Origin of the sequence: Luteibacter sp. 9135 (genome assembly GCF_000745005.1) — a bacterium.
Lineage (GTDB): Bacteria > Pseudomonadota > Gammaproteobacteria > Xanthomonadales > Rhodanobacteraceae > Luteibacter.
Genome location: NZ_JQNB01000001.1, coordinates 3,231,863 through 3,256,926, shown reverse-complemented (window position 1 = coordinate 3,256,926; position 25,064 = coordinate 3,231,863). Strand labels below are relative to the sequence as shown.

Genomic DNA, 25,064 nt, shown 5'->3' with positions numbered 1-25,064 from the left:
GGCCGCGATGCCTTCATATCTCGCCCATCTCGACCGTCTTGCTGCGTGCACGCAGCGATTCGCTTTTCTTCGCCAGTTCGGCCGCCTGGCGTACGTCGTCCGCCCATGCCGAAAGCTGCGCGACGGTGGGCATCTCGAACAATTGCTTGATGGTCAGGTTGACGCCGTCGAACTCCGGCACCGAGCGGATCCTCGCCAGCAGCTTCGTGATGAGGACGGAATCGCCGCCTAGCTCGAAGAAGTTGTCGTGTATTCCGATTTCCGTGTACCCAAGCATCTCCTTCCAGATACTCACCAGGTGCATTTCCTGGGCGTTCCGGGGCTCCGTGAACGCCGTGCGCATCGTCGGCCGGGCGTGGGCCGGGGCAAGCGCGGGCGTGCCGTCGGCCGGTCGAAGCCACGTTTCGGAGCGGGAGGTCAGGTCGCCTGCGGAGCTGATGACTTGCGGCATCGGCACGGCCACGAGGATCGCATTCAACGCCGCGATACCTTCACCGGCGCTCATGCCGAAACGATCGGTGGCCGCGGCCTCCGTGAACCGCCAGGCGTCCCAGTTCACCGCCCGCCACGCCGTGTCGCCCTGCTGGTGTTTCCATTGCGCATAGGCGTCGAGGTAACTGTTCGCCGCGGCATATGCACCGAAACCCAGGCCACCGAGCACGGAGGAAAGCGACGACATCAACAGGCAGAAGTCGAGTTCGCGCCCCGCGAGCACCTCATCCAGCACCTGGGTGCCCGCAACCTTCGGCTGGAATTGCTCGCGGCGATCGTCGATCCCGATGCCGCCCAGCGGGCGCAGTGCATCGTGCACCTTTCCCGCGCCGTGGATGACACCGTGGATAGCGCCGAACTCGTCCTCGGTGTCGGCGATCACCCGCTGCATCTGCTCCAGCGATGCCACATCGGCACGCTTGATGCTCACTTTCGCCCCGAGTGCTTCGATAGCCAGGAGCGTCTCGTAAATCCCGGCCTGGCCGCTGGATGCGGTCGCGTGCAACGTCGCCCAGGATTCGCGTGGCGGCCATGTCGACCGGCCGACAAGCACCAGGGCACCCGCCCCCTGCCGTGCCAGTTCCTTCGCAAGTTGCAAGCCGATCAACCCCATGCCGCCGGTGATCAGGTAAGTGCCGCCTTTACGAACCGCTGTCCGCCCCGTACGCGCGAGCGCCAGGCTCTCGTTGCGTTGAAGCCATCGCTTTCGCCCGCGGTAGGCCACATGCGCCGGCCGTTCCTTCGCCGCACACTCGGCCAGCAGGTGGTCGGCCAAGCGCTCCATGTCTACATGGTCCTTGCCTGGCGAGGCCAGATCGATGTGCGCAGTACGGAACTGTGGGTACTCCTGCGCGATAACCTTGCCCAGACCCGGTGCGATGGCGAATTCCGGCGCCATAATCTCGCTGCCGGTTACGTTGAAGACGTTCCGGGTGACCAGGTTAAGCTCGACCCGGACGTGGGGCATCGCGGCATCGCACGCCCTGGCCAGGTAGAGCAGGCTTTCGAACGCCACCGTTTCAGCGTACTCGGTGCGGTCGAGGCGCTCGACGATATCGGCTCCGTCGCTGTTCCACAGGTGTACGACACGCATCTGCTCAGGCTTGTGCATGGCGAGCAGGCCCGCCAATCGCCGGTAATCCTGCTCCGAACCGGGATCGATGCGATACGCGACCTCGCCTTCCTGCGCGAAGTCGCTGCCACGGCAGACGGTCACCACGTGTGCGGGGCCGGCAGCCAGCCGCTCCCGGAGGCTCGCCGCGACGCCACCCTCGTCGGCAAAAATGAGCCAGAGGCCACGGTCACCCTCGGGTGCCCGTGGCAAGGCCGGTGTGTCTGTCCAGGTTGGGACATGGAAGCCACCCGGCGCCCGAGTGGCCTTTTTCGTCGTGTCGGGATGTGCCATGCCCTTGCCGGCATCTATCCAGTAATGCTGGCGTTCGAACGGATAGGCCGGCAGGGGAATGCGGCGTCGTTGCTCACCGGTGTGGAATCCCCGCCAGTCCACGGCGGCACCGTGAACCCATAGCTGGCCCAGGGCCGCAAGCAGCACGGCATCGTCGTCGCGTTCATCGTGGAGATGTCTGCCGGATGCAATGGCCACCACGTCGGGCGTCGTGGCGTGCTTGCGCACAAGCGAAGTCAACGCGATACCGGGGCCAACCTCCAACATCAGCCGCTTACGACGCAGGACGGAGGTGTCGGCGAACAACGTGTCCAGCCCATCGGCGAAGCGCACCGTGCCAACGAGGTGGCGGATCCAATAGTTTGGATCCGTAGCCTCCGCCACCTCGATAAAGCGTCCGGTGACATTGGAAACAAAGGGAAGTGCGGGCGCGGAAAGCGGAATGGACCGGACGAGATCGCCCAGTTGCACTGCTGCATGGGCCATCATCCGCGAGTGGAAGGCGTGAGAGGTGCGAAGCACGCGACAGGACACATCGCGTTCGCCCAGGTGAGCGGCAAGCGCATCGATGGCATCCCGTGGACCACTGATCACGCAGTCGGCGCGACCGTTCACGGCGGCCAGTTCACACGACCACTCCCGGGCAAGCGCTTGCGCCGCCTCTTCACCCAGCCGGACGCTGAGCATGCTGCCCGGCTCCGCCTGCTGCATCAGGCGGCCGCGGGCCGCCACGAGCTTCAGGCCATCCTCCAGGGAGAAAACGCCGGCCAGACAGGCAGCGACATACTCGCCAAGGCTGTGCCCCAGCATGGCCGCAGGCTGCAGACCCCAAGCCATCCATTGGCGGGCCAGCGCGTATTCGAAGACGAACAGCGCCACCTGCGCCAGGTCGGTACGAGCGATGGCGTCTTCTGCCAGCGAATCGTCGGCCGCGGCGAACATCACCTGGCGCAGGTCGAGGCCCAGGTGTGGCACGAGCCATTCCGCGCAGGTGTCGACGCACTCCCTGAACACCGGCTCGACGCGATACAGCCCTGCCCCCATGCCGACGTATTGCGAGCCCTGGCCCGTGAACAGGAACACGACCGACGCTTCCCCGGCAGTCTCGCCGGACGGCGCGAGGATATGCGTGCCGCCCTCGTCCAGGAGGGCTTGCACGGCATCGGGCATCGAACGGGCGACGAAGGCAAGACGGTGGCCATGGGCCGAGCGACCTCGCTGCAGCGTGTATGCCACATCCGCCAGTTCCCTGTCCCCATGCGTGCCCATCCATTGCGCAAGGTCCGCCGACATCCGCGCCAGAGCGGTCGGGGTCTTCGCCGAAAGGAGCACGAGATGGTTTTCCCGATAGCCATGGCCTGGCTCGGTCGCGGGGGACTCTTCGAGTACCACGTGCGCATTGGTCCCGCCGATGCCGAACGAACTGACGCCGGCGCGGCGCGGTGTGGCGCCACCCTCCCAGTGACTGAGTTCCTTACTGACGTAAAACGGACTGTTTTCGAAATCGATCTGGGGATGGGGCTGCCTGAAATTCACCGTGGGCGGAATTTGCCGCTCGCTCAGCACTTTCACGGTCTTGATGAGACCCGCCACGCCGGCGGCCGAGTCGAGGTGACCGATGTTCGGCTTCACGGCGCCCAGCGCGCAGCTCTGCGCGGGCGCGCCGGCGAAGCTCCTGGACAACGCCCGGATTTCGATGGGATCGCCCAGCGACGTTCCGGTCCCGTGCGTTTCCACGTAACCGATGGAGTCCGCGGCAACTCCGGCGACGGCATGCGCGCGTGCGATGGCGCGTGCCTGGCCCAGTACGCTCGGCGCGGTATAGCCCACTTTGTCCGCACCATCGTTGTTGATAGCCGAGCCGCGGATGACGGCATGGATCGTATCGCCATCGGCCAGCGCGTCTTCCAGGCGTTTGAGCAAAACCAGCGCGGCGCCGCTGCCACTCCGGGTACCGGCCGCATCTTTGTCGAAGGCGCGGCAATGCCCGTCCGGTGATGTGATGAAACCTTCCTGGTAAAGGTACCCGCGGGGGCCTAGCTGCGAAATCGATGCACCGCCGGCCAGTGCCATCTCGCATTCGCCGGCGAGCAGGCTCTGGCAGGCTTCGTGCACGGCGACCAGCGACGTCGAACATGCCGTGCCGATGCTAACACTGGGCCCGGCCAGGTTCAGACGGTGCGACAGGCGCGTGGCCATGAAATCGGGCCGGGTACCGTGCACGACCGCGATGCGCAGCGTTTCGAGCGCCTGGGACTGAGGCAGCAGGTTCTCGAACAGGTAGTGGCTCTCGCCCGTGCCCACGTACACGCCCACCGGCCGTGCCATGGCGTCGTCGCCATAGCCGGCCTGTTCGAGCGCTTCCACCGCACATTCGAACAGCAGGCGCTGCTGGGGATCCATGACTTCCGCTTCGCGCGGCGTGAATCCGAAGTAGGCGGCATCGAATTCGCGAATCCCTTCAAGCACGACACCCGATTTCACGTAGGCGGGATCGGCCAGCAATTCCGGCGGAACATCTTCGGCCAGCAGTTCCTCGTCGGTAAAAACGGTGAGCGACTCCCTGCCGTTCTTGATGTTCTCCCAGAAGGTTTCCACATCGCGTGCATCGGGAAAGCGGCCTGCCATGCCAATGATGGCGATGGCGCCGTTCGTGGAACGGCGACCATGCTCTGCCCCCGCCGGCTCGGCGCGATCGCGCTCCAGGCCGGCGCCGGTGTCTTCGCTGTCGCGTTCACCCTCGCGCGTGCGCTGCTGGAGGTACTTTGCCAGGCCGGCGATCGTGGGATAGGTGAACAGGTCCGTGACGTCGATGTTCAGTCCGGTACGGTTGAGTATCTCCTGCTGGACGATGATGCTGTGCAACGACGTGCCACCCACGTCGAAGAAGCTGTCATGGATACCGACCGATTCCAGTGACAATGCGAGGCACCAGATCTCGCACAGTTGCTCTTCCAGTGCATGGCTCGGCGGCGTGTGCGCAGCCACGGCGGCAATCGGCATCACGGGCACCGGCAGCCGTGCGACATCGACGGTCCCGTCCGCCAGCAAGGGCAGTGCGTCGATCGCCACGAAGACTGCCGGCAGCATGAAATCGGGCACGTGTGCGCGCAGGGCCTCGCGGCAGGCCTCGGTAAAACCGTTCCGGTCGTCTCCGCGCGGAACGACGTACGCGATCAGCGACGGCGCTTCCGCTTCACCGAACCTCAGCATCCTGACGATGGCGGATTCGGCCAGCCCCGTATCGAGCACGGCCGCCTCGATCATCCTGGTTGTGAAGCTATGGCCGTTGATGGTCTCGCTATCGCGTTCGCCGCGCAGGATCGTGACGCCGCCGTCGGAGCGAAGGAAACCGATATCGCCCGTGTCGTACCACACGGGGCTGCCCGCAACCTGCCCGGGCCGCGTGCCGCTCACACGCCCTGCGGCGCCCTGGGGCTGGATGGCGCCCCAGGCGTCGTGGACAAGGTAGCCTTGCCTCGCTTGTGCGGCCTCGCGCATCGCTTCGGCCTGTTCTGCGCCCAGCAACGGCAGCCGCTCGACGCATTGTGCGGGATCGGCCACGATCGCCTGCAGCAAATGGATGAAACTCGACGCCATGCTCTGCACCGTCGACAGCTCGAACAAGCTGTCGACGAAGGTCCATGACAACCGCAAGGCGCCCTCCGACTCGATGGCGATCACCGCGATATCGAACTTGGTGTTTTGCGGGCCGGAGACGAGTTCCTCGACGGTCATGCCGGGCAGCGCCAACGCTCCCATGTCGTAGTTCTGCAGCGCGAACATCACCTGGAACAGCGGCGAGTGGCTCAGGCTGCGCGGCGGATTCAGGCTCTCCACCACCATGTCGAAAGGTATTTGCTGGTGCGCGTAGGCGCGCAATGTGGAATCCCTGGATTCCCGCAAGAACTGGTCGAAGGACAAGCCCGGCGTAACACGGCTGCGCAGGGCAAGCGTATTGACGAAGCAGCCGATCAGGCGGTCGATGTCGTTGTGGTCGCGACCGGCGACAGGCGTGCCCAAGACAATGTCCTCGTCGCCGCTCCAGCGGGCCAGAAGAAGCGCAAACGCCGCATGCAGCACCATGAACAACGAGGCGCCATGACGGCTTCCCAGCGCGATCAGATCGGCCAGAAGCGGCGCATCCACTACCTGGTACACGCATTTGCCCGCCGTGGCCTGCTGCGGAGCGCGAAGCCGGTGGGTCGGCATATTGTGCAGTTGCGCGACGCCTGCGAGTTCGTCGCGCCAGAACGCAAGATGTTTTTGCGTGAGCTCGCCCGATACCGCGTTGCGCTGCCAGTGCGCATAGTCCGCGTATTGGATCGGGAGCTGCGGCAATGTGGGCTCCCGCCCTTCGACAAATGCCTGGTACAGGGCGGCGAACTCGCGGACAAGTATCCCGAGGGACCAACCGTCCGCGGCAATGTGGTGCAGGGTGACGAACAGGATGTGGCTGTCCGCGGAAAGCCGGGCCAGCGACACGCGGATCATGACGTCGCGCGACAGATCGAACGTCGTCGATTGCTCCTGGCGCATCGACGCGTCGATCCGGGCGGCCTGCTCCTCTTCACTCAAGCGCGACCAGTCCGACACCGGCAACGACAAAGGCAGCGGCGGCGCAACCTGCTGGACGCCACCGACAGCCGTCTTGTCGTAGGTGGTTCGCAGGATCTCGTGGCGACGAACGATTTCGTTGAGAGCCGCCTGCAATGCCTGGCGGTCGAGCGATCCGGACAGGCGAAGCGCCGCGGGCATGTTGTAATGCGCGCTGCCGTGGCCGAGCTGATCGAGGAACCAGAGGCGCTGCTGTGCAAAGGAGAGAATGCCGCGGTGCTCCGCCGCCACGGGCGACAAAGGCGCCACCGTTTCGCCAAGCGCGGCACCTTGCCCGGAAAGATACCTCTCGATCTCCCGCTTGTGCTCGCGGACGAGCGCCTGCAGCGCCTCGGGAAACGCACCGCGCTTCGCCTTGTACGCCAGCTTTCCATCCTTCAGATACAGCGCTATGCCGGCGTCGATCACCTGCTGCACTACGGCCCTGGCGTCCATTTACATCAGGCCTTCTTCAAGCAGGCCTCGTGGCGCCGGCGATTGCGCCCTGCCCTTCGAAAGCAGGCCGTCGAAAACCCCGTTGACGATCTCGATCACCGCCGCCTTGTGCTCGTGGATAAAGAAATGATCGCCGCGGAAGACGTGCACACCGCACGACGATCGACACATGGACGACCAGGCACGAAGGTCGTCCAGCGGCACGCCATCATCCTCGTCGCCACCCAGCACGGTAACCGGGCACCCGACGAGCCCACGATCGACATACCGGTAGGATTCCGCAGCGCGAAAGTCGGCACGCAGCAACGGTGTGAAGAGCTTCATCAACTCCACGTCCTGAAGCAACGATGGCGGCGTGCCGTTGAAGGACTTGATTCGCTCCAGAAACGTATCGTCATCCAGTTGGTGGATAGGCTCGTCCCGCCGCGGACAGCGGGGTGCCCGCGTGCCGGACACGATGAGGTGGCGAGGGGCCGTGCCGCGCAGCTGTTGGAAGGCCCGCGTCAGCTCATAGCCGACAAGCGCGCCAAGGCTATGCCCGAACAGCACAAATGGCTTGTCGGCGTACTGGGCGATAACTTCGCTGAGCTGGCCGACGATGTCGTCGATCGAACCGGGATGAGGCTCCGAAAAGCGGTTCTCGCGCCCGGGCAACTGGATGCCGACAACCTCGACGTCGTCGCGAATCGACGCATGCCAATCACGGTATGCGGACGCCCCGGCACCCGCATATGGGATGCAGAAAAGGCGCATCCGCGCTTGCGTATTGGGCTTGAACGCCATGGTCCAAGGGCTGGAACTCAACATGGTGCTTTCTCCCCCTGAGGGCTAGCGGGCCAACGCACGCCGGCGGCGCTCATGCGAACACTTCATAGACAATGGTTTCCTGCGCGCCCTTGGCGGAGTTGATGACGCCATCGCTGTCTCCACGTTTCATCAGACGCAGCCAGCACCCACCGTACTTCGTGCCGAAGCCGAAGATGCCCCACACGACGTCATGGAGCGCGTAACCCCGCTCGCCCGACTGCCCGTAGAACGGCAACGAGCCGCAGAACTCCTGCACGAGCCAGCCGGGTTCTCGCATGGCGCGACCTACGACCTCCGCCCACTCTTCATCCGTCCTGAACTTGCCGACGTGCACATCGTTACCTTGCGCGCCGTAAGCGATCTTGATGACGAACTGCTCCCGCTGCTGCAACAGAAGGATTTCCAGGTCGATCTGGGCACCCTTGAATTCGACCTGTTTAGGACTGGCCTCGGTGCCCCACGGGATGAAGTAGTCGATCAGGCGGCGCTCGTACTCGTTGAACACGGCGCTGTTCTTGTGCTTGTGCAGCAACGCCAGCGAGCGCTTGTCCCGCACCGTGGCGATGAACGGGTTGTCCGGCCATGCAACCTGTCCGCCAAGATAGGCGCGAAAGAGTTCCTTGGGCTGCGCAGGACCGTCGTCGCCCGGAAAGGAAGAAACGATGGCGGTAATCCGCTGCCCAGCGAAATAGACCCCGGAAGGAGTGAATTTCAACTCGTCGTATCCGCTTGCGAAGTGCATCGCCCCGCGGCAACCGCAGGCCGCCGCGGCGTCCTGGAACACGGCATTGATCGTCTGCTCGCTATCGGGAATATCAAGAAATTCGGCGGGAACAAGCACGAAAGCATGCACCGTGTCGTCGGTGTCGCCGGACACCGTCCTGGCGCTTTCGACAATCTGCGTCATGTACGCAAGCGGGATGTCCTTGGACTCGCAACGAACCTGGCCGAAGAACCCTTTCAGCGAGGGATGCTTGCGGTACAGGCTGTCCATCCATTGGATCTGCCAGCCACCGATATTCGACCCGACGTTGATCTCCATGATCTTCAGGCCATCTTCCGTGAGGATGGCATCCGTGCGATGCATCAGTTGGGACGGTTCGAGCGGTACAGCCATGTACAGCTGGGCCACCAGCTTGGGCAAGCCAAAAAAGGCAGCGAGCCGCTGGTGGTCGTCACCGAATTCCACTTCGACCGCCCGGTGCACCAGCTCGGGGACCAGGCACGCACACTCCTCCAGGATCCTGCGCATATCCTCCCCGAGAAACCAGGGCCAGGAATGGAGGGGGTATTTATAGTCGCGAAACAGCGGCGGCAGGCTGTCGTCGAGGAGCACCGCCGGACCCAGGCAGTTGCCCTGGACCACCGCATAGTCCAGGAAGGCCTGGGCGGTGGCGGATACAGTCGCATGGTTTCGCACGATGTCCTGGTCCATGGGAATTTCCGTTGGTTGTAATCGAGCCCCGCCCCACACGCCCCTGCACTGTCAGGCCAGCGCAGCCACCAGTTTTCGTATGGTCTGGTGGGTGTAAAGGTCCCTCATTGGCAGGGGCGGAAGCCCCTGCTTTCGCATCGCGGCCGCAATGCGTACCGCGAGTAGAGAATTGCCGCCCAGGTCGAAGAAGTTTTCGTCCGCGCCGATCTCTCGCCCAAGCACGTCCTGCCAGATGGCGTGCATCGTTTCTTCCATGGCCGACAGTGGCTGCACCGCGCTATCGGCCGCCGTAGGCGGCACCGGAGCGGACAAATCCGGGGACGGAAGACGCTTGGCATCGAGCTTGCCGTTGGTCGTGAGCGGCATGGCCGGCACGAAGGTGAACGTCGAAGGCAGCATGTGCTCGGGAAGGAACCGGGCCACGTGGGCGCGAATGTCCTCGCCGGTGGCGCCTTCGGCGACAAGATACGCGTCGATGCGGGCAGACGCCGGGTCGGCTGGGTTCGGCTGGTTGAACAAAACGGCAGCCGCGCGAACGGCATCGTGGCCGAGGAGGACGCGTCGGATCTCGTCAAGCTCGATCCGGAATCCTCGCAGCTTGATCTGATTATCCAGACGGCCGAAGTGTTCGAGCGTACCGTTTGCGAGCATGCAGCCGCGATCGCCCGTGCGGTACATGATGCCCTTCTGGAAAGGGTCGGGCATGAACCTTGCCTGGGTCAGGTCGTCACGGCCGTGATAGCGAAGCGCTACCCCCGCGCCGCCTACATAGACTTCCCCCGCCACTCCAGGCGGCAGCAATCGCTGCTGCTCGTCCATCACGTACAGGTGCCAACCGGGAATCGGTGTGCCGACCGACCGCGACGCACTCAGGGCCTCCCGCCGTCGCACCTCCTGCCACGTTACATGCACGGTCGTTTCAGTGATGCCGAACATGTTGACCAGCCGGCATCTCGATTCGGGATGGCGATCGAACCAGGGAAGCAACGCTCGCGCATCGAGCGGCTCGCCGCCGAAGATCACGACGCGAAGCGAATCGCTCACCGGCGCACGCCGATCGACCTCGATCAACTGGTAAAAGGCCGAAGGTGTCTGGTTCAACACGCTCACCGACTTGCGTCCGATAAGCTCGCGAAATTGCTCGGGGTCGCGGGAAACCCAGTGCGGGACGACGACGAGATGGCCGCCGGTCAGCAGGCAGCCCCAGATCTCCCAGACGGAGAAATCGAAGGCACTGGAGTGGAACAAGGTCCACGTATCGCGCGGCGACAGTTCGAGCCCTTCGCGGGTCGCGTCGATCAGGGCGATCACGTTCCGATGCGGGATGAGTACACCCTTGGGCCGGCCCGTCGATCCCGAGGTGTAGATCATGTAGGCCGCGTCGCCATCGGCTCCCCCCACAGCCTGCCAGGGGCGGCAGCCGTCGGCCTCGCGCGCGAGTTCCTCGATCGTCGTCACTGCCATGCCGGCGACCTCGGGGAAGGTTCCGTCGTCCGTAATGGTGAGCGCCAGACCGGCGTCGCTCGCGGTGTATTCGAGCCGTTCGCGCGGATAAGCCGGGTCCATGGGTACGTAGATGGCGCCGCACTTCAAGATCGCCAGCATGGCGACGATGACCGCCGCCGATCGCTCCAGGCAGATGCCGACGAAGCTTCCAGAGGTGACGCCACGCGCCGCCAGGGCGGCCGCAACCAGACTGGAGCGGAGATCGAGTTCCGCGTACATCAGCTCCTCATCGTCGAAAGAAATCGCGATCGCATCGGGCTGCCGGGCGCTCACGAGCCCAAAGGCACTTTCGATACGGTCGGCATCCGGGACCCGCCCTCCACCGGAACGGCCAAGGGCCACCACTTCCTCTCGCACCTCGGGCGGCAGCAACTCGACATCGGCAAGCCGGGCAGCTTCCGAACCTTGCAACTGGCGGCAAGCGTGGGCCACGCAACGAAGCAACCACTGGATCGACGGCGCCGAATACATGGCCCCGTCGAAATGACAGGCAAGGCGACCGCTTCCGCGATTGCCGACAACCAGCGTGATGGGAAACATCGCGCTGCTGCAGGGCATATAGTCCATGTCCACGATGCCGTCGATATCGTGCGGAAAGATCACACCGACAGCCACGTCGAGAGGGCGCTCGTACCTTTCGTTCAGCGCGCCGAGCAGGCTCTCCGTGTACCGCATCGCGTTCGTGAGCTGTGCGCGGGAATGATCCAGCACATGGGAGACGCTGGCGTCGCCGGTCGAAAGCAGGCTTGCGAGTCGAAACCCCGTCGCGCCCAAAGCGAGTTCGCTGCCATGCGACGCCTCTTCCCGCAGGATGGCGACGGCAGGCGATGGCTTGCCATGGAAACGGGATAGCGCCGAGCCCAACGCCGCCAACCAGCATTCCGGCGCCATGTCTGCACCTGCGTCGATCTCCACCACCGACTGCCCTGCCTGCCGGGTGCCCCTCCCGTCCCATTCGAAGGTGGGCGATACATCGGCGCCGACGAATGCGTCGATGTCGGCCGCCGACGGTCGCGGCAAGTGCCGCAGCACGATGGGCAGAGGCGCCTCACCGCGAGAAAGGCAGTATCGCGCAATGCGCTGCAAGGCGTCCTGGTCAAGCACCGCCCGGTCGCCGACAAGGATCAGGTCCCTTTGACCATCGACGTATCGCAAGACCATTGCACGCAGGATCTGTCCGGTGCCGTACGGCAGCAGACGCGACATTTCACGCGTGCGCTGCCGCCGGGCCACCTCGGACGCGGATGGCGCCGCGACGGTAGCGACATGAAGTGCCGCGCCGGACCCTGTCCACCCCATGCCTGAAAGCTGTTCATCCAGCGCCAGAAGCATCGCGCCGATGGCTTCTTCATCCGTTGCCGCAACGAGCCGGCAGGCGACGGCATGGATGTGCCAGCCGTTTCGCTTGCGCATGGCGGACGGCCAATCGGCGTGCGCAGCTTCCTTCAGCTTCGAAATGGCAGCGGTGCTTTCCATGGTACGTAATGTCCCTCTCACGTGATGGGTGGAAACCAGCGACTTCCCGAGCACAACTCAACGAATGGAGAAGCCCCCATCCACGGTGACCGTGCTTCCCGTCATCCGCACGGTTTCGTCCGATGCAAGCCACAACGCCGCCGATGCGATGTCTTCAGGCTCGATCAGCGCGTTCATGGGTTGTGCCTGGACGAACACCTGCTCGTGTTCGGCGACGGCGACATCCAGCGAACGCGCGATCTCCGAGAGCATGCGGCCCTCGACATGGTCGGCGTCACGGACCGAACCCGGACAGACGGCATTGACACGCACCTTGTACGGCGCGTAGTCGAGGGCAACGGCCTTGGTCAGGCCGATCACGCCATGCTTGGCTGCGACGTATCCCGCAAAGTGCCGGTAGCCCACGAGGCCCGCTGTCGAGGCGATGTTGACGATGCTGCCGGAGCGGGCATCCAGCATGAACTTTCCGACACTGCGAATCATCCGCCAGGCACCGTTGAGGTCCACGTCGATCATCAGCGCCCATTCGTCCTCGGTGATCTCGTGAGCGATCTTTCCCGATGGCGCCGCGATGCCGGCATTGTTGACGAGGAAATCGATATGCCCGAAGCGAGCGATCGCCTGGGCCACCGCGGCATCGATCTGCGCCTGGTTGCGCACGTCCACGTGCGCCGTCTGCACGACGGCGCCGGCCTCCTCGCACAACCCGGCGGTGTACGCGAGCTGACTTTCGTTGCCCAGTGGGTAGGGTACGCCTGGCAGATCCCTCGCTACGTCGATCAGCAACAGGTCGGCGCCGTGCTCCGCGAAACGCGATGCGCATGCGCGTCCCAGGCCCCTCGCCGCTCCGGTGACGATTCCAACCTTTCCCGACAATCTCTGCTGGCTCATGTCACGGTCTCCCGGGCCAGCTAGAGAAAACGCTGTTCAAGCATTTCAAGGAGCTCCCTCGGACGCTCGGTCAGGTACATATGCCCCCCGGGCAATGACTCCGCACGTGCACCCGCACTCGTCGCGCGTACCCAGCCCTGGAGCTGATCGTCGCTGATGAGCTCGTCGTCATCGCCCCTCACCATCAGGATCGGCACATCCAGAACGGCCTCCGTACGAGCCTTGTACTTCTCGTGCATTTCGACGTCTGCGCGCAAGGTCGGGAGCAGCAACTCGCGCATCAGCGGATCTTCGAGCGCACTATGTGTATATCCGGCAAACTCGCTGACTCGTGCAAGAAACTTTTCGTCGTCCAGGCCGGTGGCGCGCTCCTTGCGCGGCGTCCAGGGATCCGGTGACCCGCTGACCGCCAGGCCGATGACGCGATGGTTGCCTTGGCGCACGAGCGCATGTGCAAGCTCATACGCCAGCACGGCGCCAAGGCTGTGCCCGAAGAAAACGATGTCGCGCTCGGGATCGACCAGTTCGTTCAGTTCGGCGGCAAGACCGGCCGATGCCTCGAACACGTCGGTGTAGAAGGGTTCGCAGAAGCGCTTCTCGCGGCCTGGCAGTTGCACCGGAACGACCTCGAATCGCTGCGTAAGGGGCTTCCACTCATTGAAGAACGACGCACCTGCACCGGCAAATGGAAGGCAAAGCAACTGAGGCTTACTCATTTATCGTGCTCATTGATGGTTGATGGTGGTCGTAAGCCCTGGAGGTCGATCGGGCGGTTCCACATCGGGCACGCGTCGGTAGAACGACACGATCGTTCGCTGGCAACGCGCTCACTGCCCCCCCGGGGCGAACAGGCATTGCCGGTTAATAACGAGCTGTTCGGTCTCTAGTGCGTTGCTGGGTCGTTGCCTGGAAAGGCCGCGCATGTTGCTGTGAGACCTGAGCGGTCTTGAAGAAGCCGCGTGCATCGAGTGTCGGCGCATGATCGCAGGCGTACCTGCATGCCCGCCGATGCGCGGCTATTGCACGTGCAGGCATGCTGCCGCGAGTTGCGGCACCCGCCATGCGCAGGCCGGACCTTCTATTCCCTGACTCGACGCCGATGCCACCCCAGGCGCAAACGCCGACCCCCATATTCCCCAGCATATTCGTCAACTTCCTTAAATGACGTTTCTTCAGCGCAGATGAAATTCGTATGCTTTGGCGGCGCGAGAATGCTAAAGCACCATTGGCGAGTATTATGTGACGTCACGGCTGAAGTCAAGCGCCGTACCGAGCGTGCGATGGGAGGGCCAGAGACCGCCTTCACCCGATTTAACACGGGGTGTCGCAGACTGAATATCACGTTGTCACTCGCGAGTAACACAGGATACGGAGCCTCACCTGCCTCACCTGCCTCACCTGCCTCACCTGCCTCACCTGCCTCACCTGCCCTCCCTCACCGACACCAGGCGCAACTGGTGAAGACGACGTCCCCGCCCAAGGCAGAAAAGCCCAGCAAGAATTCACAACCTGGCATGAGGTTAGGTGCAAGGACCTCGGCAACCTTCGCCTCGATGAAACCCCGATCAACACTCACGGAGGTAATGCGCAACGCGGCAAAATCGAAGAAGCGCCCCACCCCAGCGGCGGTGGCCTTGTAAAAACTTTCCTTGGCAGAGAACGCGATCGTCACCGCGGCCGGCTCGCCCACGTGCAAGGCAAGCGGATTGAGCGCCAGCTGCTCTGACGGTGAGAGCGCAACCTGCATAATCGCAACCATCGCATCGGTCGATGCTACTGGCTCAAGGTCGATGCCAACGCCCGACACCTCGCCCTTCCGCGGAGCGACAGCCGCAGCCATGTCATGTGAGTGCGTGATACTTCCGGTATATCCGTCGGGCCACAGCGGAGCCCGCAACGAGCCCGTTCCCAAGTCGGCCACGTCGATCCCGGCCTCGCGAAGCGAATGGATCGCCACGCGCCTTCCAGCGAGGTACTCGGCCTTCCGCTTGGGTACGGCCCGTGCCACCGATGATGGGCATACCACCCCGAATCGCTCGAAATACGACGCATCCCCGTGAGTCGGGTTGAATCTCAATGCAATGGCATCCGGAAGATTTCCCGGATGCGCCGCTAGGGAAATGCGCTCGAATAACATCCAGTCTCGGTTCTCATGGCAGGAAGCCATGACATTCTAGCGCCGCCGGATCGCGCGAGCGGCCGCACGTGAACAGATCACCACGGATCCGTGCTGTCCCTGCTCGTGAACGTACCTGTCTCGCCACCCTCCGCCTGGGCAAGCCGCACGATTTCCTGCGCACCTTCGGCGAGGTCTGGTGGCCGCGCCCCGGTCGGCATCCGTGCCGTGGACCACGACGCGCCTTCTCGCCGATCAGTAGAAAGCGTATACCTACCCTCGGCCGAACTACCAGCGTTATCGTGTCCCCACTCGCCGCCGACCGGCCTAGATATGTCCCTGCCGCTTAACACTCACAGGGAGATAATCTATCCCCACAGCGTAACCATCTGTCTGCGAAAGAATTAGCCGAAATGTGGCCTGAGGGACATCTTTATATAGGTACCGACAGCTATCTTTCGTCTCCGTCGATGTCGATAAAGACAGTTAGAGGAAAGCCCGGACCCTGTTCATCCGGAGGAAGCAACGCTAGCGGGTGATCAGGCGGAAAATTACCGTCCTCTCCGAACGCCTCTGCCTCGAGAGCAAGCGATAGCTCTTTAATGCCGGCCTCACTCGTCCAGGGAAGAATTCTACTGCTGGTCATTGAGGGTCTGTACCGGCGGGGATACCGGTAATACGGCCTAAGCCGGTTATCAACAGCGTTGTGCGCCGCCAACTGTAGCGCGGAGAACTGCATGACGACCCCAGAGGGGTTTGCGGCTGATCTTGCATGGCCAACAGTGGCAACTAGGGGCTGTTTCATTAATACTTCGAACAGTCGACTCCAGTGGTCCCCTGGCTGCGAAGGCAACAGGACAGGCACACCCCTGCCGCCGTTTATCATATCGATCAGAGAACCACAGAAGGATCTGTGCAACGGTCCAGTGGCGTGCGAGCTCGGCCAACGATCGCGCATTGCCTCATGTACGGGCACCTTAGGATCGCGGTGCAGCGTCAGGAAAGACCAGTGTGCCGGCCCTCCGAACGCGCCGGCCGGGAAGGACGCGATGGAGCTTCCTCCCCTGCACTTGAGTAACTCGAAGCCTGGCGTCTGTGCGCCGGGATTGCCTTCAAACAGTTCGATCTCCTTTTTCGACGATGCCCCCGTAAAGCGGCTTATCGGTGTCTCCACGACCTTCGCTTGCAGCAGCCACATCACCCTTGAGATCGCATTGCCTGGCTTAATGCGCTGGGCGATCACGGCAATGTCAGCGAGCTCTCGCTGTTTGCCACCTGTAGGCCTCACATAGACGTGCTTGTCCTGCCACATCGTTCGCAGTCGGATGCCAACGCCAACCTTTTTCGTCAGCCAATTGGCGAGTACATCCAGAGATCTGGAGTTGTGCATGCCCCGGAGGTAGTCAAGCTCGTGCGGAACCGTGGTCTTGCTCCAATACGGATCTGTGATCCACTGATCCAGACCGCGCGACCAGACCCACATATCCATTTCATCTTCCTTACGCATGCTCCGTCACCTCCATTATGAATCTGAGCAAGTCGACATTCCCATTACACTTGTCCGGCCAGGGAGAAGGTTGAGGTGCCACTTTGAATGATGCCCGCCTCCACCCGCATCTATGCGATGCGCACGCATTACTCCACGCGCACCCGTTAAACGTCCCGGCGCATGCAACGATTCCCCGTAGGCGCGATCAGCGCCCGTTCGGATCAGGCGTGCCGACGCATTCGTAGCCGGTGATCCGCCCATTCGCGTCGTAGTGGGTGACAAGCGTCTGCCCGATCAGGCAGGAGGGTGGGAAGAATCCCTGTAGAGGGCCATGCATCTTCGTCGCGGTCGATGCCTGCGTCGCCAACGCGACGGTGAGCAAGACGAATCCAATCAGTAGCTTCTTCATAAGACGTTCCTTCTTCATGGATGTCTGGGTGCACTCCCCTGCCTACGGACATCCGGAACGTTCGGCATGTGCCGAACCTACAACGCGGCTCCCGCACCTACCGGTGTCGACTGGCCACGCGAGGGCAACGTTGCCTAATTCGGGCCAACATCGCCCTTCACCCGCGCTTACGCGCCCTAAAAGCGGCCACCTTCATCCGGTTACCACACGTTGCCTGGCTGCACCAGCGACGATGATGCGAGCGCGTGCGGTCGTGGAACCACAGCGTGCATTCGTCGCTCTCACACTTTCTAACGAGGTCGAAGTTGGCCGTGGACAGCAGCGTAGCGAGCGCGTTCGCCACAGGCAGCAACAGTCCCGACGTGCCCTCCGCACGTTCATGCATGGCAATGGAGGGAACGTCGCCGGCAGGCCAGTCCAGCGTGGCATAGGCACTTCCCGCCTCCAGCACGCAGTTGAGCAGGCCAGGGTCGGCGGGCTCACCTCGCTTGCGCCGCTCCACGAGATCGCGCGCATGGTCGCGCAGTTGTCTCGCCTCGGCCGATAGGGCGCCGCGCGCCCTGCCCGCTGTCGGCGTCGCGAGTCCGGCAGCCGCGAACCAGGCCGACGTACGTTCCGGATCCTCGAAGTGATCGATGCGGGCTCCCGAAGGACCGTACGCGCTGTTGATGAAGTCGAGGGCGAGATCGTCGCCGAGGAACAGGGGGGCAGTGCCACTTTGAATGACGGAGGTAGCCATGGGCTGCATCCAAGAAGGGTGCGCGTAGTGTAACTGCTAACTTACACATTGACCAGTTACATGGATCGGATGTAACTTCCTTAAACCACGTTTTGACGTTACGCCCCCTCAGCACCCCAGGAGTCTCCGATGTCCAGCCAAAATCCTCCCCTCGCAACGCTTGCCTCAGCAGCCGCCACCGAACCACACGACATGATCGACCTGCGTCGCCCGATGCCTGTCCACTACCGCTACGCGGAGGCGGATGGTGTAAAGGTGTTCTACCGGGAAGCAGGCGATCCCGCCGCCCCCACGATCCTGCTGCTGCACGGCTTTCCCACGTCGTCCTTCATGTACCGCAACCTGATTCCCCTGCTGGCCGATCGCTATCACGTCGTCGCGCCCGACCTGCCCGGCTTTGGGTTGACCGAGGTGCCCGAGCACGCGGCCTATGCATACACCTTCGATCGTCTGGCGACGACGATGGACGCTTTCACCCGGGCACTTGGCTTCGGGCACTATGCGATGCAGGTGTTCGATTACGGCGCGCCCGTCGGCTGGCGTCTGGCGGCGGCGCACCCGGAGCGCATCACCGCCATCGTGACGCAGAATGGCAATGCCTACGAGGAAGGCCTGAGCGAGGGATGGAATCCCATCCAGAAGTACTGGCAGGACGCGAGCGATGCCAATCGCGAGGTGGTGCGGGAGTTCCTGAGCCTGGAGGCCATCAAGTGGCAATACACCCACGGTGTGCCCGATCCGTCGTTGGTGGCACCGGACAGCTATGCACTCGACTTCGCGCAGGTGTCGCGGCCCGGTAACCAGGACATACAGCTGGACCTGTTCCTGGACTACCGCAACAACGTGGCCAGGTATCCCGAGTTCCAGGCCTACTTCCGCTCGCATCAGCCTCCCATGCTCGCCGTATGGGGCCAACACGATCCCTTCTTCCTACCCCAGGGTGCGGAGGCCTTCAAACGCGATCTGCCCGATGCCGAGGTGCACTTCTATGACACAGGCCATTTCGCGCTTGAGTCGCACGGGCTGGAGATCGGATTGCAGATCCGTTATTTCCTCGACCGAGTGGTGGCCCTTGAACAGGCATAGCCGCTGATACCCAAAGCGACGCTTACTCGCGGGCTATAGGACACGGGAAGCGTTACCGCTACGATTCGATTTCAGAAGACCTACCCAGACAAACGCGGCACGCCAAGTCAAAGGACTCACCCATGCGTCGCTATCTGTTCCCGCTCATCGCCCTGCTTCTCGCCCTACCCGCCCTCGCAGCACACCAACCCATGTCAGACCCGCCCGTACGCGTCGGCATCCTGATGTTCGACGGTGTCCAGATTATCGATTTCGCCGGACCCTACGAGGTCTTCGGCAATGCCGGCTTCGGCGTGGTCACCGTGTCACCCGACGGCAAGCCGGTGACCACTGCGATGGGCCTGAAAATCGATCCCGACACGAGCTTCGCCAAGGCACCTCCGTTCGACATCCTGTTGATCCCGGGAGGCGACGTGGCCGACGCCCAGCGTGACACGCGCATCCTCGACTTCGTCCGCGAGCGATCGCCACCGGCGAAACAGGTGTTGTCGGTATGTACGGGCGCCTTCATCCTATCGGCCAGCGGCCTGCTCGACGGTGACAAGGCGACCACGTTCACACCGCGGATCGACGAACTGGCCAAGGCGTTTCCTAAGGTTCACGTGATCCGCGACGTGCGCTGGGCCGACAACGGCAAGCTGGTGACATCGGCCGGACTGTCCTCCGGTATCGATGCCGCGCTGCATGTGGTCGCGAAAATCCGCGGCGTGGACGAGGCACGCACCGTAGCCCTGCGTCTGGAGTACGACTGGAAGCCGGAGGGCGGATTCGTGCGCTCGCGGTTTGCCGATCGTTACCTGACCAAGCGAGAGGTGCAGTCCGGCGTGGATTGGCCCAAGGATGCAACGTTCGACGAATATGTTTCCGCCGGCGATATGGACCGTTGGGTGACGCGGTATCACGTACGGACCGCCACCCCCGCAACCGACTTGCTCGACCGGCTCGATGTCGGCGTACGCAAGACCGGGTTGTGGAAGCCGGATGGCATGCATCGGTGGCTTAGTCGGCAGGAGAACCGCGACGTGACCTTGACCTTCACTACAAAGGCTGGCTCCGATGCGTCGCACTACGATCTCGACATGGTCGTCGTGGCCTCCCCTGCCAAGCAGTGAAACAACGCACAGGAACCGTCGGTCATGGCCATTCCGTTGGTGAGAATCATCATTTACGTCCGCGACGTTGCCAAGGTCAAGGCTTTTTACCGCACCAACTTCGAGCTTCCCGTCGTCGAGGAAATCGACGATGAATGGGTCGTCTTGCAGGCCGGCGGCATCGAGCTAGCCCTGCATCGAATGGGTGCGAGGTATCGAAACACGACGGCGTCCTCCGCTTCACCGGCGCAGGACGAGAGAACCGGCCCGACGACCAAGTTCGTATTCGCCATCACATCCGATCTAGCGGCCCACCGCGCCAGACTCGAGGCCGCGGGCATCACGGTTGGCGATATGAAGCGCTACGAAGGGTTTCCGTACGATATGTACGATGGCCGCGATCCCGAGGGAAACGTGTTTCAGGTCATGCGCTTAGATTGATCGTCAAGGTATTCTTCGAGCAACCGTCCGTTGGGCAGTTCGATGAAGGCGTTTTGGTTCGACCTGCAAGATATCCTTCTCGTCGCGGATCGGACTCGACATCGGGCCGCCACTCAAATCTGGAGGGACGTCGCCTGGCGTTTCGGCGCACTTTTTACCGGCTTGGACTCAAGGCGAAGGAGCCCAGCGGAAAGCCCCCCCCATCCCAAAGCTGAAGTAGTCACCTTTGACCTGAGGCTCTCCGAGCTTGCCCTTGAGCAACAAATAGGCATCGCACTTCTGGTTGCGACCTATGGTGATTTGTCCTTTCTCTATCTGATAGGCAAGCGGCTCTAACGTAGGGAAGAAGTCGTCGTCTCCGGTCGTCGCCGAAACGACCTTCACGGTTTTCCAATCGCCGCCTAGGCAGGACACCGCCTGCTCGTCGAGGAACTCAACGGCCAAAGTGGCAACGACCACGTGTTCAGGATTTTCGATGGCCAGGGTCCAGCGGCCGGGAAGTTCACTGCTACATGCTGCAGTGGAAATGAAAAGAGTGGCCGCGCCAACCATGGCTCTCAGATGTGATTTCGTCATGAGCTTGAACTCCTGGGTAAGTACATTGGGATACCGCATTTCAATCATCGCGCAAATGTGCCGACGTTTCTCCGCCCTACCCCGCTTACGAAACAACTCAAAGCCTTGCCGCACACGACACGGTATGATGCGCGTCCGGGTGGACCACAAGGAAACACAGCAGTGACGCGATATTCCCTTCGTGCGGCAACCATGGCCGCGCTCGTCATGGCCTTTGGCGGCGCCTTCGCCGCCCCCGCGCATGCCGACGACACCTCCGCATCCAGCGCAGACAAGCACCTCCGGCCAGGCTTCGACACCTGCATGGATGCATCCGACGGCGTCACCGTGAAGATGAACAGCTGTCTCGCCAAGGAGTTCGACTACCAGGACAAGCGCTTGAACAAGGCCTACCAGGCCCTGCGTAAGCCTATGTCCGACAAGGACCGCCTGGCACTCCGCGATGAGGAGCGTGCCTGGATCAAGGCACGCGACACCAAGTGCGCGCCCGACAAGGATGGCGGCACGGCTGCCCTGCTCGTCTCCGGCGACTGCGCCCTCACGCAAACGGCGGAGCGCGCGACGGAACTGGAAAACCGCTTGAAGAAATAATCACACCCACCCGGCGGTTATGTCGGGTGTTTTCGTTAGTCAACCAGGAGTTAGATGCATGACGGATGATCTCGATAAAGCAAAGCGCGTCGCCGGTAGCTGGCACCTCGGCCAGACCTCGGCCGGTTACGAATCCGGCGCGGCCGGTCCCGGTGCGGTATCCACCGGCAAGGGCGACCACGGTGGTGTGTCGTACGGGTCCTTCCAGCTGTCCACGAAGATGGGCACGCTGCAGGAATACCTCGACCAGTCGGCGTACAAGGACCAGTTCAAGGGCCTGACGCCCGCCACCCCCGCCTTCGACGAGAAGTGGAAGGCGCTGGGCAAGAACGATCCGAGCTTCGGTGCCGACCAGAAAGACTTCATCGGCCGCTCGCATTACAACGAGCAGGACAAGGCGCTGAAAGCCGCCGGCATCGACCTGTCCGGCCGCGGCATGGCGGTGCAGGATGCCGTCTGGAGCACGTCCGTGCAGACCCGCGACCTGACGCCGAAGATCTTCGCCAAGGGGCTGAAAGAGAAGTTTGGCGACGACTACCAGCTTGACAAGCTCAGCGACAAGGACATCGTCGATGCCGTGCAGGATTACAAGGCGGCGCACGTCAAGGATATCTGGGCCAGTTCGCCCCAGCTGCACAAGGGCCTTTCCAAGCGCATCGCGCACGAGAAGGAGTCGCTCGATGTCCTCGCCGATGCCGATCGCGTCCTCAAGGAAAACGGCGTGACCGTCGAGCACAAGGGCAAGGCAGCATCCGCCGCCGATCATCCGAGCCAGGCCTCGGGTGACCACGTACAGCGCGCCGGCACGTTGCGCCTGCACGATCATTCGCCCGACGTCGCGGCGCTGCAGGCCATGCTCAACAAGCACGGCAACCTGGGCAACGACGGCAAGTCACTGACGCCCGATGGCGACTTCGGTCCCAACACCCAGGGTGCGCTGAAGCGCTTCCAGACCGAAGCCGGTCTGACCGCCGACGGCATCGCCGGGCCGAAGACCATGGAAGCGCTCAAGGCGGCAACGCGCGAGCAGCCCATGGACAGCCTGAAGGACAAGGATCACCCCGGCCACGCCCTGTACGAACAGGCACTGGCGCAGGTGCATCAGCTGGACGCGAAGCTGGGCCGCACGCCCGACGCCATCAGTGAGAACGTGGCCGGCGCCGCTGCACAGAAGGCACAGGCCGAAGGCCTCACCCGCATCGACCACCTGGTCATGGCGAATGATGGCTCGACGGCGTACACGGTCCAGGGCGACCTGAACTCGCCGCTGAAAAAGGTCTCCGGCGTCGACATGAACACGGCGATCGGCCAGACGCCGGAACAGAGCGCAAGCCTGTGGAACCTCGAGGCCAACAACCAGAAGCTGGCTGCGCAGGAACGCCATCAGCAGCAGGCACAGGCCTCAGCCGTCGCCCAGCAGGCCGCGGCACCCCAGCAGTAACCGACCACCGCAAGGCAAAGGGCCGGCAGGATGCCAGCCCTCCGCGAAGCAAAAGCCTCTCGTGACCCTGCCTGTTCAGGCGACTCGGGTCACACGCCTTCGACCATGTAGACCCGATAGTCCGGTCCCTTGAAGCGGTGCTCGCGCGCTGCGGTGTATGCCGGGCTGTTGTACCAGGCCAGCGCCTCGGCCTTAGTCGGGAAGCTGATGATCACCGATCCGTCGACCGGATCGCCTTCCAACGTTTCCACCTCGCCATAGAAAGCCAACCGCGTGGCCGGATGACCTTCGCCCGCCTTGGCAGCGAGCTGCCCGTAGGTAGCGAACTCTTTTTCATCTTTGATGCGATCGCGGGTAAACACGACGTAGGTCGTCATAGCCATTTCCTCATGAGCCAGAAGCGTGGGTGAGCCGTTTACCAGGGAAGCGTCTGGCCGAGGTAGGTAAAGCTGCCGGTCGGACCGTCTTCGCCGATAAGGGCCATGCCGACGCTGCTCTTCGCGCCGGTCGGCACGTCGATCTCGCCCTGCCCGCCGTTCATGTCCGTCTGCACGTAACCCGGATGGATCGCGTTGACCTTGATCGGGGTATCGCGCAGTTCGTACGCGAGATGGATGGTCCACGCGTTGATCGCCGTCTTCGAGGCATCGTAGGCCGGCACCTTGAAGCTGTAGATTGGCGAGCTGGGATCCACGTGCAGGGCCAGCGAACCCAGCTGGCTGGACACATTGACGATGCGTGCGGCATCCGCCTTCTTCAGCAGCGGCAGGAACGCCTGCGTGACTTCCACCACGGCGAACACGTTGGTGTCGAAGGTCTCGCGCCACACGGCGAGCGTCTGCTCGGACGGCGCCTTGCTCATGTCGTCGACCATGATGCCGGCGTTGTTCACCAGGATGTCGAGCTTACCGAACCGGGACGTGACCGCGGCAACGGCCTTGGCGATGCTTTCGGTATTGGTGACATCCAGGACGATCGGTTCGACGGAAAGTCCTTCCGCCACGAGCTTGTCGGCAGCGGCCTTGGCACGACCGGCATCGCGGCCAGCCAGCAGCGTCAGTACGCCGGCCTGGGCCAGCTGGCGCACCGTTTCGGTACCGATGCCACGGGTGGCACCCGTGACGAGTGCAATTTTCTGCGAGGTATTCATGAGACGTCCTTTATCTATCGACGAAAGGCGGATGCCCCCGGACTTCTTCTGCACCAGGCGAGTGCAAGGACAAGGCGGGAACGCTGTCTGTCGAGATAGGGACGCCGGGGCACCGGATAAAGCCCCCCTCATGCCGGCAATCCTGGCCCCAGGCACCGGTAGTCATCCAGGAAGGCACGCGCGGTCGGCGGTGCATACGCGGCATAATCGGCAACCACGGCGATGGCATCGGCTTTGGCCGGCCATCGGACATCACCTCGTTCGTCGCCCATGGGCGACAGCATGCACAGGGAACATCGCATGATCGAAACCGACCGCCTGACGCTGTCCATCCCAACCATCGACGACTTCGAACCGTTCCACGCGATCCTTTCCCAACCGGAGGTCTACCGGTTCATCGGCGCGGGGCCTTCGCCGCGCCCCGAGAGCTGGGTGCGTTTCCTGCGCAGTGTCGGCCACTGGAGCCTCTACGGTTACGGCCTGTTCGCCATCCGCAACAAGGCCACCGGCGAATACGTCGGCGAGACGGGCACGGCGCACTTCGAGCGCGACCTCGGTACCGACTTCGACCCCTATCCGGAAAGCGCCTGGCTTCTGGGTGCGAACAGCCATGGCAAGGGGTACGCGACCGAGGCGGCGGAGGCAGCGCTTCGTTGGTTCCTGCGACTGAAGGGCCCGCAACGCACGGTGTGCATCATCGATCCACTGAATATCGGATCGCTTCGGGTGGCCGAGAAGCTCGGCTATCAGCCGATCGACGAGCGCGACTACCGCGAAAAGCCGGTGATCGCCTTCGAACGTCTGCCTTGACGCCCCGCTGAATTCGCTACGGCGTTTTCGGACGAAACCTGCATCTGTGCACGCAGTCACA

Annotated in this window: 19 protein-coding genes; 6 read left to right on the top strand and 13 right to left on the bottom strand. The window is 63.0% G+C overall.

Annotation, left to right across the window (positions count from 1 at the left end; translation table 11 throughout):
* Window positions 1–13: 13 nt before the first annotated feature.
* The 10 genes from FA89_RS13845 to FA89_RS13800 form a co-directional block, all read right to left on the bottom strand.
* Complete coding sequence (locus FA89_RS13845; protein WP_051938779.1) at window positions 14–6,949, bottom strand: type I polyketide synthase; 6,936 nt, start codon at window positions 6,947–6,949, stop codon at window positions 14–16.
* The gene (locus FA89_RS13840) at window positions 6,950–7,756 is read right to left on the bottom strand and encodes a thioesterase II family protein (RefSeq protein ID WP_081916588.1); all 807 of its coding nucleotides are present in this window, start codon (window positions 7,754–7,756) and stop codon (window positions 6,950–6,952) included.
* 49 nt (window positions 7,757–7,805) lie between these two features.
* Window positions 7,806–9,191 (bottom strand): hypothetical protein, encoded by a 1,386-nt coding sequence (locus FA89_RS13835; RefSeq protein ID WP_036141302.1) that lies wholly within the window; start codon window positions 9,189–9,191, stop codon window positions 7,806–7,808.
* A 51-nt stretch (window positions 9,192–9,242) separates the two neighbouring features.
* Entirely contained in the window at window positions 9,243–12,173 is a 2,931-nt protein-coding gene (locus FA89_RS13830; RefSeq protein ID WP_051938777.1) for an amino acid adenylation domain-containing protein, read from the bottom strand.
* Window positions 12,174–12,230: 57 nt separating this feature from the next.
* Entirely contained in the window at window positions 12,231–13,064 is an 834-nt protein-coding gene (locus FA89_RS13825; protein ID WP_036141300.1) for an SDR family oxidoreductase, read from the bottom strand.
* Between the two features lie 20 nt (window positions 13,065–13,084).
* The gene (locus FA89_RS13820) at window positions 13,085–13,780 is read right to left on the bottom strand and encodes a thioesterase II family protein (RefSeq protein ID WP_036141299.1); all 696 of its coding nucleotides are present in this window, start codon (window positions 13,778–13,780) and stop codon (window positions 13,085–13,087) included.
* A gap of 719 nt (window positions 13,781–14,499) precedes the next feature.
* The gene (locus tag FA89_RS13815) at window positions 14,500–15,231 is read right to left on the bottom strand and encodes a 4'-phosphopantetheinyl transferase family protein (RefSeq protein WP_081916586.1); all 732 of its coding nucleotides are present in this window, start codon (window positions 15,229–15,231) and stop codon (window positions 14,500–14,502) included.
* Between the two features lie 400 nt (window positions 15,232–15,631).
* Window positions 15,632–16,669, bottom strand: coding sequence for a hypothetical protein (locus tag FA89_RS13810; protein WP_036141277.1), 1,038 nt, complete (start codon window positions 16,667–16,669; stop codon window positions 15,632–15,634).
* A gap of 205 nt (window positions 16,670–16,874) precedes the next feature.
* On the bottom strand, window positions 16,875–17,078 hold the full coding sequence (locus FA89_RS13805; protein ID WP_036141265.1) for a hypothetical protein: 204 nt from the start codon (window positions 17,076–17,078) through the stop codon (window positions 16,875–16,877).
* 157 nt (window positions 17,079–17,235) lie between these two features.
* Complete coding sequence (locus FA89_RS13800; protein ID WP_036141263.1) at window positions 17,236–17,817, bottom strand: CGNR zinc finger domain-containing protein; 582 nt, start codon at window positions 17,815–17,817, stop codon at window positions 17,236–17,238.
* Between the two features lie 192 nt (window positions 17,818–18,009).
* Between FA89_RS13800 and FA89_RS13795 the strand changes: the two genes are divergently transcribed.
* The 3 genes from FA89_RS13795 (at window position 18,010) to FA89_RS13785 (ending at window position 20,435) form a co-directional block, all read left to right on the top strand.
* Window positions 18,010–18,903 (top strand): alpha/beta fold hydrolase, encoded by an 894-nt coding sequence (locus tag FA89_RS13795; protein ID WP_240003903.1) that lies wholly within the window; start codon window positions 18,010–18,012, stop codon window positions 18,901–18,903.
* Between the two features lie 122 nt (window positions 18,904–19,025).
* Complete coding sequence (locus tag FA89_RS19315) at window positions 19,026–20,015, top strand: DJ-1/PfpI family protein (RefSeq protein WP_051938775.1); 990 nt, start codon at window positions 19,026–19,028, stop codon at window positions 20,013–20,015.
* Window positions 20,016–20,039: 24 nt separating this feature from the next.
* The gene (locus FA89_RS13785; RefSeq protein WP_036141257.1) at window positions 20,040–20,435 is read left to right on the top strand and encodes a VOC family protein; all 396 of its coding nucleotides are present in this window, start codon (window positions 20,040–20,042) and stop codon (window positions 20,433–20,435) included.
* A gap of 168 nt (window positions 20,436–20,603) precedes the next feature.
* Here the strand turns inward: FA89_RS13785 and FA89_RS13780 are convergent, their stop codons facing one another.
* The gene (locus tag FA89_RS13780; RefSeq protein ID WP_185754360.1) at window positions 20,604–21,011 is read right to left on the bottom strand and encodes a hypothetical protein; all 408 of its coding nucleotides are present in this window, start codon (window positions 21,009–21,011) and stop codon (window positions 20,604–20,606) included.
* A 162-nt stretch (window positions 21,012–21,173) separates the two neighbouring features.
* On the opposite strand from FA89_RS13780, the gene FA89_RS13775 reads away from it, so the two are divergent.
* Entirely contained in the window at window positions 21,174–21,602 is a 429-nt protein-coding gene (locus FA89_RS13775) for a lysozyme inhibitor LprI family protein (RefSeq protein ID WP_051938774.1), read from the top strand.
* A 58-nt stretch (window positions 21,603–21,660) separates the two neighbouring features.
* Window positions 21,661–23,043 (top strand): peptidoglycan-binding domain-containing protein, encoded by a 1,383-nt coding sequence (locus FA89_RS13770; RefSeq protein WP_051938773.1) that lies wholly within the window; start codon window positions 21,661–21,663, stop codon window positions 23,041–23,043.
* An 89-nt stretch (window positions 23,044–23,132) separates the two neighbouring features.
* On the opposite strand, the gene FA89_RS13765 is transcribed toward FA89_RS13770, so the two are convergent.
* Both FA89_RS13765 and FA89_RS13760 read right to left on the bottom strand, forming a co-directional pair.
* Window positions 23,133–23,420 (bottom strand): DUF1330 domain-containing protein, encoded by a 288-nt coding sequence (locus FA89_RS13765; protein ID WP_036141251.1) that lies wholly within the window; start codon window positions 23,418–23,420, stop codon window positions 23,133–23,135.
* Window positions 23,421–23,458: 38 nt separating this feature from the next.
* Window positions 23,459–24,193: an SDR family oxidoreductase gene (locus FA89_RS13760; protein ID WP_036141248.1), complete on the bottom strand. Its 735-nt coding sequence runs from the start codon at window positions 24,191–24,193 to the stop codon at window positions 23,459–23,461.
* A 300-nt stretch (window positions 24,194–24,493) separates the two neighbouring features.
* Here FA89_RS13760 and FA89_RS13755 point away from each other — a divergent pair, with 300 nt between their 5' ends.
* Window positions 24,494–25,003: a GNAT family N-acetyltransferase gene (locus FA89_RS13755; RefSeq protein WP_036141246.1), complete on the top strand. Its 510-nt coding sequence runs from the start codon at window positions 24,494–24,496 to the stop codon at window positions 25,001–25,003.
* Window positions 25,004–25,064 lie beyond the last annotated feature (61 nt).

What these genes read in the sequence shown, in the direction of transcription:
- FA89_RS13845 (WP_051938779.1), bottom strand. Translation starts at nt 6,949, where the DNA reads ATGGACGCCAGGGCCGTAGTGCAGCAGGTGATCGACGCCGGCATAGCG.
- FA89_RS13840 (WP_081916588.1), bottom strand. Translation starts at nt 7,756, where the DNA reads ATGTTGAGTTCCAGCCCTTGGACCATGGCGTTCAAGCCCAATACGCAA.
- FA89_RS13835 (WP_036141302.1), bottom strand. Translation starts at nt 9,191, where the DNA reads ATGGACCAGGACATCGTGCGAAACCATGCGACTGTATCCGCCACCGCC.
- FA89_RS13830 (WP_051938777.1), bottom strand. Translation starts at nt 12,173, where the DNA reads ATGGAAAGCACCGCTGCCATTTCGAAGCTGAAGGAAGCTGCGCACGCC.
- FA89_RS13825 (WP_036141300.1), bottom strand. Translation starts at nt 13,064, where the DNA reads ATGAGCCAGCAGAGATTGTCGGGAAAGGTTGGAATCGTCACCGGAGCG.
- FA89_RS13820 (WP_036141299.1), bottom strand. Translation starts at nt 13,780, where the DNA reads ATGAGTAAGCCTCAGTTGCTTTGCCTTCCATTTGCCGGTGCAGGTGCG.
- FA89_RS13815 (WP_081916586.1), bottom strand. Translation starts at nt 15,231, where the DNA reads ATGGCTTCCTGCCATGAGAACCGAGACTGGATGTTATTCGAGCGCATT.
- FA89_RS13810 (WP_036141277.1), bottom strand. Translation starts at nt 16,669, where the DNA reads ATGGATATGTGGGTCTGGTCGCGCGGTCTGGATCAGTGGATCACAGAT.
- FA89_RS13805 (WP_036141265.1), bottom strand. Translation starts at nt 17,078, where the DNA reads ATGAAGAAGCTACTGATTGGATTCGTCTTGCTCACCGTCGCGTTGGCG.
- FA89_RS13800 (WP_036141263.1), bottom strand. Translation starts at nt 17,817, where the DNA reads ATGGCTACCTCCGTCATTCAAAGTGGCACTGCCCCCCTGTTCCTCGGC.
- FA89_RS13795 (WP_240003903.1), top strand. Translation starts at nt 18,010, where the DNA reads ATGATCGACCTGCGTCGCCCGATGCCTGTCCACTACCGCTACGCGGAG.
- FA89_RS19315 (WP_051938775.1), top strand. Translation starts at nt 19,026, where the DNA reads ATGCGTCGCTATCTGTTCCCGCTCATCGCCCTGCTTCTCGCCCTACCC.
- FA89_RS13785 (WP_036141257.1), top strand. Translation starts at nt 20,040, where the DNA reads ATGGCCATTCCGTTGGTGAGAATCATCATTTACGTCCGCGACGTTGCC.
- FA89_RS13780 (WP_185754360.1), bottom strand. Translation starts at nt 21,011, where the DNA reads ATGACGAAATCACATCTGAGAGCCATGGTTGGCGCGGCCACTCTTTTC.
- FA89_RS13770 (WP_051938773.1), top strand. Translation starts at nt 21,661, where the DNA reads ATGACGGATGATCTCGATAAAGCAAAGCGCGTCGCCGGTAGCTGGCAC.
- FA89_RS13765 (WP_036141251.1), bottom strand. Translation starts at nt 23,420, where the DNA reads ATGACGACCTACGTCGTGTTTACCCGCGATCGCATCAAAGATGAAAAA.
- FA89_RS13760 (WP_036141248.1), bottom strand. Translation starts at nt 24,193, where the DNA reads ATGAATACCTCGCAGAAAATTGCACTCGTCACGGGTGCCACCCGTGGC.
- FA89_RS13755 (WP_036141246.1), top strand. Translation starts at nt 24,494, where the DNA reads ATGATCGAAACCGACCGCCTGACGCTGTCCATCCCAACCATCGACGAC.